The following is a 14,486-nucleotide window of genomic DNA, read 5'->3' on the forward strand; positions in this document are numbered from 1 at the left end:
TCAATAGACCATAAGTGCATTAGTTCAGGCGGCCTGCTGCAGGTGAATCAGCCATTGAGACAGTTCGTTGCGGGTGGGAATCCGCTTATCGGAGTGACCCAGCAGTTGCGCCAGGGCATAACAGTACTGGTGGTACAGCTCGATGTCACAGCAATCGGTATCGCCTTCATCGATGTTCACCATGGTGCCGCGAACGAAGTTACGAACCAGAGTGCCCCGATCGAACCCCTGCACTTCGCCCATCTCTCGAATGAGATCCTTGTTCCACTGGTTGTAGTCGTTCCAGGCTTTGTTGTACGCCGCCTGGTAATATTCGCCGGCCTGCTCCAGCAGATCGGTATTGGGCATCACTCGGGAGATCACGAAACGATCGTTGCACAATACGTCGCGCATCCGCCAGCAATGGTGGTACAGAAAACGGTGCAGCGGATCGGCGTAAGTTTCTTCATCCTGAAGGGCCTGTTGCAGAAAATCCCGGAACTCGGCGATGGCCACCGCGACCACCAAATCCGCTTCATTGGTAAAATGGTTGTACACCGTGCCCTTGGAAATTTGACTGGCCTTCACCAAATGTGAACGGCACAAATTAAAGCTCTTTTGTCCCCGCAAACAGCGCTGTGCTACGGAAACCAGAAAATTGCCCCGTTGTTCCCAATTGCTCATGGCCGGCTCCAGATTTTTAATGTTGAAACTCACAGTTACACCATAGCAACCTTTGGTCATACCTAATATTGAGTAATACTTGGGGCATCATTTGCAAAGCGAATACACCATGCTCAAAGTCGAACTTTTAGAGAGTTTCATCGCCGTCGCCGAAACCGGCAATATGTCAAAAGCGGCAGATCGCGTTTGTCGTACCCAGTCCGCGCTGAGCTTGCAGATCAAAAAGTTGGAAGAGAGCGTCGGTCAGTCCCTGTTGGAACGCGACAACCGCGGCACCACCCTGACCGAAGCCGGTGAAAAGCTGCTCAACTACGCCTACAAGATGGTGCAGTTGAACTCTCAGGCTCTGGATGACCTCAAGGACACCGATACCAAGCAGATCATTCGCCTGGGGGTGCCAACGGATTACGTTAAGTGGTACCTGGAAAGTGGCCTGATTGAATTCATTCGCGAATTCACCAACCTGGCGCTGGTGATCGATACCGACGTCAGCGGTAACCTGTTTAAGCGCCTGCAAAACGGCGAGTTCGATGCCATCATCGCCACCCACTGGCATCCACAGCCTCACGGCGACCTGCTGTTTGAACGCCGCTTTGTCTGGGCCGCCGCCAAGAACGGCAATGCCCACAACCGTTCGACCGTGCCCATGGCGCTGTACCCGGAAAACTGTCCCATCCGCGCCCAGGTGTTCGCCAACCACAACATCTCCATGCGCCCCATCAACGTGCTGCTGTCGACCCCATCGCCTCAAGCACTGTGCATGGCGGTGGAAGACGACCTGGTGATTGCCCCCATCGCCGAGTTTCGAATCAGCGACAAGATGCAGGTGCTGGATGCCGCAGAGCACAAGTTGCCACCACTGCCGATGTTCAACGAGTCGTTCTACATCAACCCGGCGTCGGAAACCAAGGCGCTGGAACAGTTGCGGGCACTGCTGAAGGCCAACATCAGCAAGATGGTCATCGACCCCAGCTAATCGAACCCATTCGAAAAAAAGCCCCGCTACTGCGGGGCTTTTTCATGTCTGACACTCAAACTCTGCTGATCGATTCGCTGTTACGCAGCAGCCCCTACCTTGGCAGGGAGCCTAAAAAAAGTGCGCCGCAACAAGGTTGCGGCGCACGATTCAGGACGGAGTTCGGTGACCCAGGCATCGAACCTAAGGCCAATGCAGGGAGTTTTGATGATGATGAAACCGCACAGCTATTCAGAGGATGCCCCGGTCACCAAACCCCTACCGCCGCTCTCTCCTTCGGCGGTAACCTGTTGGGGACAAGACTGCTGTCCCCTGTGTCTGGCTACTTAGAAGTAGTAGCCAAAGTTAACGTTGATGCGGTTGTCCCAGCCACTGTCGGTCTGAGCCAGGCCAACGTGGTCGTTGACACCGGCGGCGTACATGTTCTCACCGGCAATGAAGTCGATGTAGGTGTACGTCGGGCCAGCGGCGATGGCCATGCCGGTGACGTTCATCAGGCTGTCGTCATAGCTGGAATCGTCGGTGTCCGGCGTCAGCATACCGAAGTCGTTATACACGGTGATGCTGCCCCAGGAGGTAGGGAAGCTCTTCGCCAGGTTAACGCTGTAGATCTGACCCTTGGCGGCCACTTCGTACTGCCAGGCATAGGCGGATACCGCAATCTTGTTGGCATCTTGTGGGCTGTCGGCATCGTACTCGTACTGCATCGCCTGCAGTTGCAGCTTCCAGTCGCCGTACTTGGCATCCATGTGCAGCGCCACTGCGTAGCGATCGCCGTTGTCGCCGGTCTTGCTGTTGTAGATCTGGCCCCACTCCAGTGAACCGCCCAAGGTCGCGCTGCCGCCATCATAGTCCATGATGTACACTTGGCGCAGGTTTAACTGGTTGGTTTCTTCGTTGTTGTACTCGGTGCCGTTCACGGTGCCTTTGTACAAGTCAGTCGAGTAGCGCTCGTTACGAGAGGCGCTGTATTCGGCATTCTTAAACAGGCCGATGTCGGTCTTCCAGCTGCCACCGTCGTAGTGGAAGGTGGCGCCCATATCGTAATCGTCTTCAAAGCCCAGGTAGTAAGGCAGGCCAAACCAGAAGCTGTTGGAGATGTAACCCGGGTTACCAAACGGCACGTTGGTCAGGCCGAAGCGGCCCTGCCACTGCTCGTTAAAATCATAGAAAGCGTAGGCATAACGCAGGCTTTCCCAGCCATCGAAGAAGCGGTATTCCGCCGCCATGCCAATGCCATTGAGCTCACCACTGAATTTCAGCGCCATCATGTCGAACTTGAAGTCGCCCATCTTGTCTTCGGAGGCGTCGCTGTAGCTTTTGTACTGGTAGTTGGCGCGAACGGTACCACCGACATCGATGCCGTCTTCAGCCAGTACGGTAAAACTGCCGCCGGCCATCAGGGCTGCCACTGCCATGGCCAGAGTGTTTGTGTATTTCATCATTCCTGTCCTTAATTATTTTAAGAATCATTGTTTTTCAGGCGCAACAAAGCCGACTTGCTCACGCAAGCGGATGCTGTTGAGTCTGTGAAAGCCGCGCGGATGCCCAGGGGCGCGGTCCTGTAGTTATAGGGGTGGTGCAGGCATCCAACTCACAAGGGCAACAGCCGCCCCCCACCGGGGGCAGCCATCGGGTGAGTCGTTAGAACTTGGTCTTGGTCAGGTCACAGCGGATCTTCTCGCCGCGCATGGCCGGAGTGTCCGGGTGCTCGGCCGATTCGCACAGGCGGGTGGTGCCGTAGTCGTTGCGCTTATCGTTGGCGTTAGAACGGGCCCACACGGTCACAATCGCCTTCTCTTCTGGCTTGGCGTGACAGTTGGCACCGTTGTAGTTGAACGCGTGGATGGTGTTCTGATGGAAGTAAGCCAGGTCGTCTTTTTTCGGAGAGGTATTGGCCCAGAACCACGCCTCATTCGGCATGCCGGCGTCAATCTCCACCTCACGAATGGTGTCGGTTTCGCTGATGGTTTTCACCAACGGGCTGTCTTCACGAACGGCAAAGTTCTGGAACTCATCGGCACACGCTGGCTCGCGCATGGTGTAGTAGATCTCGGAGATGGCGTGGTTGTGGTACGGGTAGAAAGAGTCGATGCGCTGAGTCACCATGCCCACTTCGGCGCCCACTTTCTCGTTGTTGATCTCATCGATGCGCAGCAGGCCCCAGTGACCGAAGACTTCGGCGTAGGCGTAGTTACCACGGGTCTTATCGAAGTTGCGCTTGTTGCGCTCACTGTCTTCGGCGTACATCGGGAACCAGCCCACAGAGGCCCACAGGTTCGGCAAGGCATTGGCACTGACGTCAAACGGGAAGGCGGCCGGCAGTTGAATGTCATCACCGGTCACCATCTTGGCAAAGTTCTTAGTGAACGATTTACCAAACTCCTTCACCTCTTTGTCGGTCACCTTCTTGTCGAAGAACTCTTCAAAGGTGGTGCGGTTCAGCCACTGGGCAACCGGAGAGTTTTTCTCCAGCTCGCCACCTGGGCTGTAGATCCAGTTCACATCTTCACGGGCACCGAAGCACTGCTTGGCTTTGTCCGGATTGTTGATCACCGCGTAGATGTGCTTGACCATCAGTTTCATGTCGCGACGGTCCATGATGCACATGTACTGCGGACCTTTCAGGTCGTGAGTATTGGTCTGATACATGGTCTGATCTGAGTTACGGCAGTTGCCGTCAGTGGTACTCAGTGCCACGGCGTACCCTTCCAGGTACTTCAGAGTTTCCTGCCACAGAATATCAACGTACTTCTGTTCAGATTTAGAATAAATTGCTGGTTCACCCAGGCATTTAAATTCGGCATTCTGAATTTCTTTTTTATCAAGAAAATCAGGAATGTCTGCTGCAATCGCGCTATTTGCGGCCAACAGGCCAGCCAACAGAATTGAGGTTTTCATCATCGTGTCATCCAAAAATAAAAGCCCTCTTACTTTAACAACGGTAAGAGGGCTAAATAGTGTCCGGCACCCAAGGAGCGGTGGCGCTTATCGGAAGGGGATGCCCCTAAAGATGCCGGTTAACCCATAAAGTTCAGCAGATATTTTTAGTGCTTATGCTTGTCGAACTTAAAGGTGTGGCAGTCGTTACACAGTGGCTGCTTGGCTTCGTGCTCAGCGTGACACTCGGTGCAAGGCACCTCTTTGCCGTAGTGCAGGTTGTTGTGCGGGTTCTGCCATTCTTCTTCGCCTTTACGGGCGGTTTTCTTGGCCAGCTTGTCCACTTTGTGGCACTTCAGGCAGGTGTCATCAGCAGGACGGTAGCTTGGCGCGTTGGTGCCGTGACACACCTTGCAGTTCTCTTTGTCGTAGAACTTCTGGTGATACGTACGGCCTTCAACCATACCCTGGTCTACCAGGGAAGCGTCTGCCTTGATCTCAGCAGCAACGTTTGTGCTAGCCAGCACAGCAGCAACAGCAGCCAGGGTCATTAACTTTTTCATCATCTATTCCTCTATAAACCGTTGTTGACTCAGGCGCCCATGATGCTGCGTGCAGCGGTCATGCCCATTACCATACACTCTGGAATGGAGCAGCTACCCAGACGGCTGACACCGTGGATACCGCCACACACTTCGCCGGCGGCGTACAGACCTTCGATGCGCTGGCCAGTGAAGCTGTCTTTCACTTCCGCTTTGGTGTTCACCTGAACACCGCCCTGGCAGTAGTGCACTTTTGGCCACAGACGTACCACGGTGAATGGCGCTTTCAGGTACTTACCTTTGGCTTTACCCATGTTCTTGCCGAACTGCTCATCCACACCGGACTTCACGTAGCCGTTGTACTCTTCGATTTGGGCTTTCAGAGGCTTCAGCGGCACGTCGAAGTGCTTCGCCAGCTCTTCCAGAGAGTCAAACTTCCAGCCGACACCGTACTTCAGAACTTTCTTACAGTTCGGGTGCTGGTTGGCGTGCTCGTAGCTGGTGATCATGATGGGTGGCAGGGCCTCACCCTTAGCATCACGACAGGACAGCTCGGCGTCCGCACGGGTCTTACGGTCGGCAATTTCGTTCATGAAACGCTTACCGGTCATGCGGTTTACCGCGATGGAGTGCGGGAAGTTAAAGATGGAGTAGTTAGACACGTAGCCGAAACCACCTTCATCCGGAGACGCCCATGGGCCGGACTGAATGTGAGCCATGTGCACTGGAATCGCGCCCAGACGGAACATTTCGAACATGCCTTCACCGGTCGCGCCCTTGGCGTTGGTGCAGCCTACTTCGGCGGTCAGGGTTGGATCCTGGGCCATACGCAGGTCGATGTTCTGAGCAAAACCACCGGTGGCCATGATCACGCCGCGGGTCGCACGAACATAGATGCTTTCGCCGGTATCTTCTTCACCGAAGTAGTAGCCCTTCTTCAGCTTCACGCCTTCCACTTTGCCCGCTTCATCCAGGATGAAACCGTCAAACTTGGTACGGCTAACCAGGTTTACGCCCACCTTGCGGCACTCACGTACCAGAGGTTGAGTAATACCAGCACCACAGCTTACCGTGGTCTGGTAGGTACGAGGTACGGAGTGACCGCCCAGTTGCTGCAGGTAAGGGTGGAACACCGCACCGGCATCCTGAGTCATTCTCAGCGCTTCGTTGGCGTGAGAGGCCACGTGACGCAGCAGCGCCTCGTCGGCGATACCGCGGCCAGACTTCAGCTGGTCGGCAACCATCCGGTCTACGGAATCCTTCACGCCCTTCTCTTTCTGCATCGGCGTGCCCGGTGCGGCAAACAGACCACCGTTAATGGCGGAGTTACCACCGAATACCGGCATCTTTTCAAAGATGGTGACTGACTTACAGCCCTTACGAGCAGATTCGATGCCTGCGGCCAGACCGGCAAAGCCGGAGCCGATGATGGCGATCTCTACTGTCTCATCCCACTTCACACCGTCGGAACTGATGGAGGTAGCCATGGCCGGTGCGGCCATAGCGACACTTGCTGCGCCCAGTCCCTTAATAAAGTTACGGCGTCCTAACAGATCAACATTACTCATCTGGTTCTCACCCTTGTTTAGTTATCTCAGGACAAATCATAAAGATGGAACCAATTCCAAAACGGGATAGTCAGACCCTTATCACGAATTATTTTTTCTGAAGAACAAATATCGGATAAATATCGAATTAGCAGGAAAAACAATGTCAGAAACCTATTATGGAATGGGTTCCAAATCGGGCATGAGCGCAAATATTGCAAGAAAGAAAGGATCCTTTTTTCTCTCAGGCTGATATTGTGATCATGTTCAGATTAGCAACGAGCAAATAATGGAATTAGAAGAACTGTATCGCCGAGATCTTAGCCTGTTGATTGCCTTGCAAGTTCTTATCGAAGAGCGCAGCGTCACCCAGGCCGCCAAACGATTGCACTTAAGTCAGTCCGCCACCAGCCGGATTTTATCCCGTTTACGCACCATGCTCGGTGATCCGCTGTTTACTCGAGTCGGTCCCAGCCTGCAGCCCACCGACTTTGCCCTAAGCTGCCAGCAACGGTTGCAGGCCCCCATCGCCGAACTCAGTCATTTATTGGCACCGAGGGAGTTTACTCCAAGCCAATGTCGACAAAAATTTACCATTGCCGTTACCGACTTTGCCATGCAGGCGCTGATGCCATTAATTCTGCCGCGGCTGTATTCACGTGCCCCGGAGATTCAGATTGAAGTCACTCCGGTTCAGCATCAGGAATTGCAAACTCAATTGGGGTTAAAAGGGGTGGATGTGGCCATGTGCCGAGCCATCAATAATAACACCCAACTGATGCAGAAAGAGATGGGCCAGGTCGGCGTTCGCCCCGTGGTGGCACCGGATCATCCCCTTGCCAATAAACAGTTGCAGCCCGAAGATTTTCAGCGTTATCCCCTGGCGATCGTCGCCATCAGCGACGGCGTCAAGGCACTGCTGGATGAAGCAATGGCCCCCTGGCCCGGGGGGCAAGTGATACTGCGCACCCCCAGCCTGGATAATGCCCTGACACTGATGGGCTTCAAGCAGATGATTTTGATCCTGCCATCCGGCCTGGCCGAACAGGTCGCCCAACAACATGAGCTTAGGGTGAAAACCCTGCCGTTTCCCCTGCCCCGTATCGATTACCACCTGTTTTGGCATTCGAGAATCGATCACGACTCGGCGCAGCAATGGCTGCGGGAGGAGATCATCGCCGCCACCGCACCGGTACTCAGCGGCACTCTGGCTTGATGGCCCGCGGCCACTGAACGAGCATTGAAGATGATAAACAAAAAAATCCGCCATCAGGGCGGATTTTTTGATCGCGATACACCGAGAAACGGCGATTACAGGGCGACAATCACCCGGCCAGTCACCTGACCTTTGACGATCTCGCTGGCATACTCAGGCACCTGAGCTAGGCTGATGGTCTGACACGCCTGCTGATAGAAGCTCTGTGGCAGAATCTTCAGCGCTTGTTCCCAGGCCTGCTGGCGCTTATCGAACGGACAGGCCACAGAATCTACGCCTTGCAGACGTACGCCACGCAAAATGAACGGCATCACCGTGGTCGGCAGGGCAAAGCCGCCGGCCAGACCGCAGATGGCAGCGGTACCACCGTAGTTCATCTGTGCCAGGGCCGTCGCCAGCACCTGATTACCGACGGTATCGACGATGCCGGCCCAGCGCTGACGCTCCAGTGGCCGAGACTTGGCTTCCAGCTCTTCCCGCGCCAGCAGATCCGACGCCCCTAAACTGCGCAGCAAGTCGCCATTTTCCTCGATGCGGCCGGTGGATGCGACGACCTTGTAGCCCAGTTCGGCCAGCAGGGTAACGGCCACAGAGCCAACACCACCACTGGCACCGGTAACCAGAATTTCACCGTCTTGAGGCCGCACGCCGCCCTGTTGCAGGGCCTGCACACACAACATGGCCGTCAGACCGGCGGTGCCGATCATCATCGCCTTGTGCTCATCACAGCCAGCAGGCATAGGCACCAACCAGTCGGCTTTGACCCGGGCACGTTCGGCCATGCCGCCCCAGTGGTTTTCACCCACGCCCCAACCGGTCAAAATCACTTTATCACCGGCTTGATAGCGATCGTCTGAAGACTCCAGCACAGTGCCGGCAAAGTCGATGCCAGGAACCATGGGGAACTCACGAATGATCTTGCCGGTGCCGGTGATCGCCAGACCGTCTTTGTAGTTCAGCGACGAGGCACTGACGCTGACCAGCACCTCACCCTCGGGCAGGTCACTGTCCTGAATTTTTCCCAGTTGAGCCTGAGTGGTTTTGCCCTCTTGGGTCAATAACAGCGCATTAAACATGTTAGTTTCCTATGGATGTGTGGATAAAGGCCGGCCCACTCCATGCTTCCGCTCACAGAAACAGGCCGTTCCCCGTTGGCGCCCACGCCAACGGCAATAGGCGAACGCACGATGACCCAAGCATATGTCAGAAAAGCCACCAGAAACATTGATTTCACTGCATATCCAACATGCACATAACGCCCGATCACCAAGATGTGATCTCGAATCTCATGCATACCCGTCGATCAGGATCCAGCTCACACCGACTGGAAGAAACGCTTCAAAACACCGAATTAGTTTTAACCAATAAGTTCAATAAGACTACAGGAAGCCACTAAAAACATGGATTGTGAAAACAATAATGACAGATTTGGTTAAAACTTTTGATCGAAATCAGGGTTTGAGCTGGTCAAGAAGCGTACGCTTTAAATACGGAAAGGGCACCGTCCATTGCGAGCCAGGCGGAACGCCGGTGCAACGACCGTGATAACAACATTCATCTCACGTCATGATTCGCCAGCCATTGTCCCTGCGATGGCTGGTTTTTTTTCAATGAGGCTAGGAAGATGCGATCTGAACACAGAAAAACCACGCCGTTTGCCCATTTTTTGTTGTGGTGCGCCATCAGTTTCGGCGCCCTGATCTCCGCCACTCTGGCTGCTGGTAGCAATGACTACACCACCTACAGCGATTTCTGCGCGGGATACGGCAACCTCTATACCGTCGGCGGTGTTGGCAAAATTCGGGACAAATACGCCAACGGTTGGCGGCCTCAGTTTGAAGCGGCGCCCGCCACCCGGGCCGAGCTTTCCCGGCCTCACCACGCCATCGCCGACGCCAGAGGCAATATCATGGTGGTGGACAAAGACGCCCATGCCATTCGCAAGATCAGCGCCGATGGCCGCATTTTCACGGTTGCCGGCACTGGCGAAGCCGGCGACGACGGCAACCAACCCGGCCCGGCCACAGAGCGACGACTCAATGGCCCCAATGGCCTGTGGGCCTACCCCGATGGCACCACCTTCATCCTCGACACCGGCAACGGCAAGGTTCGCAAGCTAAGCCGCAGTGGCGAACTCTCGACCCTGTTCACCGATCCCGATGGCATTCAGACCGGTCGCGGTCTCTGGGTGAACCGGGATGCGTCTCTGGTGTACTACAGCTCGGGCAAGCTGTTGAAACAGTGGACACCAGAACACGGGATTAAAGTGGTGGCGGACGGCTTCAAACAGTTGGCCAACCTGGCGGTGAACGGCCAGGGCCAGCTCTATGTCACCGACCGGCAGGCCCACCGAGTCTATCGAATCTCCGCCGATGGCAGTAAACAGGTGGTGGCCGGAAACGGGCGAATCAATGGCGGTGGCGATGGCTTTAAGGCCACTCAGACCGGACTGTATCAGGTACGCGGTATCTGGTTTCACCCCAACGGCGGCTACTTCCTGGCCACTCATAAGGGCGGACAGGTGTGGTTTGTCGACCCGTCCGGGTTCATCCACCTGTTTGTAGACGGCGGCCGCGACCATCAGCATGGCGGCGACGGCCGGCCGTTTAATCAACCGGGAGAGAAAATCAGCGAACCCCGGGCCATCTCGCTGGATAATCTGGGCAACCTGCTGATCACCGAAAGCGACTACGGTTTCATTCGCGTGGTGACCCGCCTCAAATAACAACGGGGCCATGGGGCCCCGTGTCATTGTTGGCAGCGATTAGCCGGCCTTGGCCAGGCTCTGGGTGGTGGCGATGTACTCATCCACCACCTGCTCCAGAATGCTCAACGGCAAGGCGCCGTTTTTCAATACCGCATCATGAAATGCCGCCAGTTCAAACTGCTCACCGAGGGCCTGCCTGGCCTTTTCTCTCAGTGCCAGTATCTTCATCATACCGACCTTGTAGGACGTGGCCTGCCCCGGCATGACGATGTAGCGCTCAATCTCCGCCACTACGTCGGAATTGGCCATGCCGGTGTTGGCCTGCATGTAGTCGATGGCACGCTCTCGGCTCCAACGCTTGGCATGGATGCCGGTGTCCACCACCAGGCGGACAGCGCGGAACAGCTCCGCCTGCAAACGGCCCAGGTTGTCCAGCGGATCCTGTTGGAACCCCAACTCCCAGGCCACCTGCTCCGCGTACAGGGCCCAGCCCTCGACGTAAGCGGTAAACGGCGACATGCGGCGGAAAAACGGCAGGCCTTCTAACTCCATGGCCACCGCAATCTGAAAGTGGTGACCGGGAATCCCTTCGTGATACGCCAGGGTACGCATGCTGTACTTGGGGGTTGCCCTGATGTCATACAGGTTGGCAAAGAAGCGGCCCGGACGAGCGCCATCCAGTGATGGTTGCTCGTAATAGGCGCCAGGGGAAGTCTTCTCTTTAAACTCAGGAATTCGAACGACCTCCATGCCGGCCCGAGGGCGAATGTTAAACGCCCCATCCAACCCGGCATTGATCTCATCCAGAATGCGCTGATACTCAGCCAGGATCTGCTGTCGCCCCGCATCACTGTCTTCGAAATAGAAACGGGGATCGGCGGCCAGGGTATCGATGGCCGCGGTAAAGCCAGCGTCGGTGTCGATGCCCTGCCCGGCCAGAATACTCAACATCTGTGCCTGAATGCGGTCCACTTCCGCCAGCCCCAGCCGATGAATCTCATCGGCGCTGTAATCGGTGCTGGTAAACAGCTGCAGCGACGCCGCATAGGCCTGGTCGCCATCGGGCAGGTGCCAGAAGCCGTCGTCATTGCCAGCTTTGGGTTTGAGCGCCACAAAGTAGTCGATGAACACCTGATAAGCCGGATGCACGTAGTCACGAATGTTGGCAGCCGCCGCCGCCAGCAACCGCTGCTTCTCATTTGGCTCCAGCTCCTCCAGCGCAGACAGGCGCTCATCCAGCGAGGTATAAAGGATGTTGTCCGTGACCGGCGTAGCCACAAAATCATTCATCTCCTCCAACACCCGCTCGATCACGAACCGGGGAGGAATGATGCCCTTCTGTTCACGGAGCTTAAGCCCCTGCAAGTTCTGCTGGAATTTGCGTTCCACTTTCTGCAACCGCAACAGATAAAACTCGGCGTCCTCGACGCTGGTGATCGGGTGCTTAGCCTGCATAAAGCTGGGGTAGCCGTTCTGAATACCAAACAGCTGGTTCACCGGGTAGTTGTGATAGCGAAATTGCTGCGATTGCTCCATGAAATTCAGCAGATACAGCGCCACATCTTTAGACAGCCGCTCATCTTCGTTGAGATCGGCATCGTCGTAGCTCAGCAACACCTCCCTGGCCGCCAGCAGCTCATTGAGCATCTGGTCCCCTTTCTCGGGGCTGTCATCGTCCAGTTCGGCGTTATGGCCATTGATGCCCATCGATTCCAAGAATCCCAGCGACGTTAGGGTTTCCGGGCTGTCAAAGGCCATCTTAATCAGCGTTCGATCCAGAAACGCCCGCAGCATCACCGGCTTGTCGGCGTACCATTCGTGCGCGGCAAAGCCGCCAGCCACGACCACCAGCGACAGCACCCCAATCCCCAGGCGCTTCAAAACGGTCTTAATCATGATCATCCCTTATCAAACATAAACCAAGTCACTCCTTAGCCGCATGAAGCTACCATTGACCGTAGCCGATTAACATTCCAATAACGTTTCAAGCTGTTGCAGCCGCCTGGCTCCGGCTCAGGCGGCACCGGAATTTACACCGATTGGCGGAAAATCCATGGAAAGCCGCTGTATTTGCGGTGACGGGCCAGAGTGGTGCGGGCGCCCTCTCGGTGGTTCTTGTCGACGCAGTATGCGGTCCACTCGCAATGACTGCGCTGAAACTCGATGGTCGAGTAGCCGTGATCCTTGCTGTTAAACAGCTTCATGTGCGGGTTATTGATGATCATCGCCGCTTCCGACAAGGCATCGACAATGTCGGCCCGCTTCAGCTCCCGGTTCAACAAGTTGGCCAGACCATCGACAATGCCGGCGGAGGTCACCGACGGGGTCATGAACTCCACTCCGACCAGATTGCTGCTGCGCAGATTCAGTGACTTACTGTAATCAAGCTTTACATAGGAGCTGATGTAGCTGTGCAGATCACCGGTGAGTACCACGAAGTTATCGACGTCGGCGCCTTTCACCGCTTCGACGATCTGCTGCCGCTCCGCTTGATAACCGTCCCAGGCATCCACGTTGATCAGCGCCAACGGCTTGCCCAGCAACGTGGCCGCCATCCGTCCCATGTAGGTCTGATTACCCATCACCTTCCAGCGAGTGTCGTTGGCGGTCAGGCCGTCGATGAGCCAGCGCTTCTGAGTCTGTCCCAGCATGGTGCGATCGGCGTTGTCCATGTTGGTGCAGCCCAGCGGCACATAACGCTGCAGCGCATCCCCTTCCCCGCAGGGATGAGGGCTTCGGTAGCTGCGACTGTCGGTCATGTACAGGCTGAGCAGATCACCAAAATAGAACTCCCGGTAGATGCGGCTGTACTGGTGAGGATGACTCGCCTCAGGGTTAACGCTGACCCGGGTCGGCGTGTATTCCAGCCAGGCTCGTTGCGAGTCCAGCTTCAGCTGAGTCAGCCGCGCCGGATCATTGCCGTACTGCTCATCGGTGCTATAAGGGTGATCCGGCACCCCCAGGGTATCGCGGTCGTAATCCCAGTAGGCATCGTTGGCGGTTTCATGATCGTCGGTGGCGATGATCCAGGTGTGGTTCTCCATCGCCCGCTGCAACGAACGGTCGCTGCGGTAGCTCTGGTACAGGTGACGGTAATCATTGAGATTCATGGCCACCACACCGCCACTGGGCAGTTGAATCAGGCGGTCTTCAAAGGGCAACTCCTGAAACCTGGGGTCACCGACACTTTCGTAGATGAAGTCTCCCAGATGCACCACAAAGTCCAGGCTGTCATCATCGGCGACATGATCCAGAGCGCCGTAGTAGCCATTGGTGTAATCCTGGCAGGTCAGCACCGCCAGCTTAACCGCGTCACTGTCCACCCCTCGAGGAGCGCTGGTACGACAGCGGCCCAGTCGACTGCTGACTCCGGCATACACAAAGCGGTAGTAATACGCCCGCTCGGCCGACAAATAGCCCTGAAGATCCACCTTCAGGGTGTAGTCGCCTTCGGGGCCGAACTCGGCGGCATCCACCTCCAGCACCAACGTCAGGCTGGTCATGTTGGCATCTTCATACACCTCCACCAGCGCCGAATCACCAGGCTGATACCGGCTCGGTTCGATACGGGTCCACAGCATCACACCGCTGTCGCAAGGGTCACCCGAGGCCACCGAGAGGGGAAACACCGAGGCGGCGGCTTCGACATCGATACTGCGATTGTTCGGCTGAGGTGGCCGCTGTGCCGGCTGGCTGAACAGCGAGAAGGCATGGGCACTGTGATGGCGCACCGCAAAACTGGCCGCGACCGCGCCGCCACCGAGGGTCATAAACTGTCGACGATTGAGATTCTTCACTTCTCCATCCTTAGTTATTGAAAAATCACGCCGAAGCTAGACTGGCCCGATGACAAACAGATAACGGTTTTATGACCGCCAGGGGCAAACAGGCCTTGAGGGCAAAGTAAACCGACAACCGCTGACAGCGGCATAGGGAATTCGCCCGTCACGCTGGC

At 56.0% G+C, this 14,486-nt stretch carries 11 protein-coding genes; 3 read left to right on the forward strand and 8 right to left on the reverse strand.

Annotation, left to right across the window (positions count from 1 at the left end):
- Window positions 1-24: 24 nt before the first annotated feature.
- The gene (locus J8Z22_RS16415) at window positions 25-663 is read right to left on the reverse strand and encodes a TetR/AcrR family transcriptional regulator (RefSeq protein ID WP_028114581.1); all 639 of its coding nucleotides are present in this window, start codon (window positions 661-663) and stop codon (window positions 25-27) included.
- 109 nt (window positions 664-772) lie between these two features.
- Between J8Z22_RS16415 and J8Z22_RS16420 the strand changes: the two genes are divergently transcribed.
- Window positions 773-1,639 carry a LysR family transcriptional regulator gene (locus tag J8Z22_RS16420; RefSeq protein ID WP_252007109.1) on the forward strand — a complete coding sequence of 289 codons (867 nt, stop codon included), beginning with the start codon at window positions 773-775 and terminating at the stop codon, window positions 1,637-1,639.
- Window positions 1,640-1,965: 326 nt separating this feature from the next.
- Here J8Z22_RS16420 and J8Z22_RS16425 read toward each other — a convergent pair whose 3' ends face one another.
- The 4 genes from J8Z22_RS16425 to J8Z22_RS16440 form a co-directional block, all read right to left on the reverse strand.
- Window positions 1,966-3,084, reverse strand: coding sequence for a hypothetical protein (locus tag J8Z22_RS16425; RefSeq protein WP_028114583.1), 1,119 nt, complete (start codon window positions 3,082-3,084; stop codon window positions 1,966-1,968).
- Between the two features lie 199 nt (window positions 3,085-3,283).
- Complete coding sequence (locus tag J8Z22_RS16430; RefSeq protein ID WP_252010488.1) at window positions 3,284-4,540, reverse strand: hypothetical protein; 1,257 nt, start codon at window positions 4,538-4,540, stop codon at window positions 3,284-3,286.
- A gap of 146 nt (window positions 4,541-4,686) precedes the next feature.
- A complete protein-coding gene (locus J8Z22_RS16435; protein WP_371878139.1) occupies window positions 4,687-5,082 on the reverse strand; it encodes a cytochrome c3 family protein in 396 nt (131 codons plus the stop codon).
- A 29-nt stretch (window positions 5,083-5,111) separates the two neighbouring features.
- Window positions 5,112-6,629: a flavocytochrome c gene (locus J8Z22_RS16440; protein ID WP_028114585.1), complete on the reverse strand. Its 1,518-nt coding sequence runs from the start codon at window positions 6,627-6,629 to the stop codon at window positions 5,112-5,114.
- Between the two features lie 268 nt (window positions 6,630-6,897).
- On the opposite strand from J8Z22_RS16440, the gene J8Z22_RS16445 reads away from it, so the two are divergent.
- Window positions 6,898-7,824: a LysR family transcriptional regulator gene (locus J8Z22_RS16445; protein ID WP_252007110.1), complete on the forward strand. Its 927-nt coding sequence runs from the start codon at window positions 6,898-6,900 to the stop codon at window positions 7,822-7,824.
- Between the two features lie 95 nt (window positions 7,825-7,919).
- Here J8Z22_RS16445 and J8Z22_RS16450 read toward each other — a convergent pair whose 3' ends face one another.
- Window positions 7,920-8,900 carry an MDR family oxidoreductase gene (locus J8Z22_RS16450; RefSeq protein WP_252007111.1) on the reverse strand — a complete coding sequence of 327 codons (981 nt, stop codon included), beginning with the start codon at window positions 8,898-8,900 and terminating at the stop codon, window positions 7,920-7,922.
- 548 nt (window positions 8,901-9,448) lie between these two features.
- On the opposite strand from J8Z22_RS16450, the gene J8Z22_RS16455 reads away from it, so the two are divergent.
- Complete coding sequence (locus J8Z22_RS16455; protein ID WP_252007112.1) at window positions 9,449-10,549, forward strand: hypothetical protein; 1,101 nt, start codon at window positions 9,449-9,451, stop codon at window positions 10,547-10,549.
- Between the two features lie 39 nt (window positions 10,550-10,588).
- Here the strand turns inward: J8Z22_RS16455 and J8Z22_RS16460 are convergent, their stop codons facing one another.
- Window positions 10,589-12,427 carry a DUF885 family protein gene (locus J8Z22_RS16460; RefSeq protein WP_252007113.1) on the reverse strand — a complete coding sequence of 613 codons (1,839 nt, stop codon included), beginning with the start codon at window positions 12,425-12,427 and terminating at the stop codon, window positions 10,589-10,591.
- Between the two features lie 134 nt (window positions 12,428-12,561).
- The gene (locus J8Z22_RS16465) at window positions 12,562-14,328 is read right to left on the reverse strand and encodes an alkaline phosphatase (protein ID WP_252007114.1); all 1,767 of its coding nucleotides are present in this window, start codon (window positions 14,326-14,328) and stop codon (window positions 12,562-12,564) included.
- Window positions 14,329-14,486: the final 158 nt, after the last annotated feature.

It is taken from the genome of Ferrimonas sp. SCSIO 43195 (assembly GCF_023716685.1).
GTDB classification, from domain to species: domain Bacteria; phylum Pseudomonadota; class Gammaproteobacteria; order Enterobacterales; family Shewanellaceae; genus Ferrimonas; species Ferrimonas kyonanensis.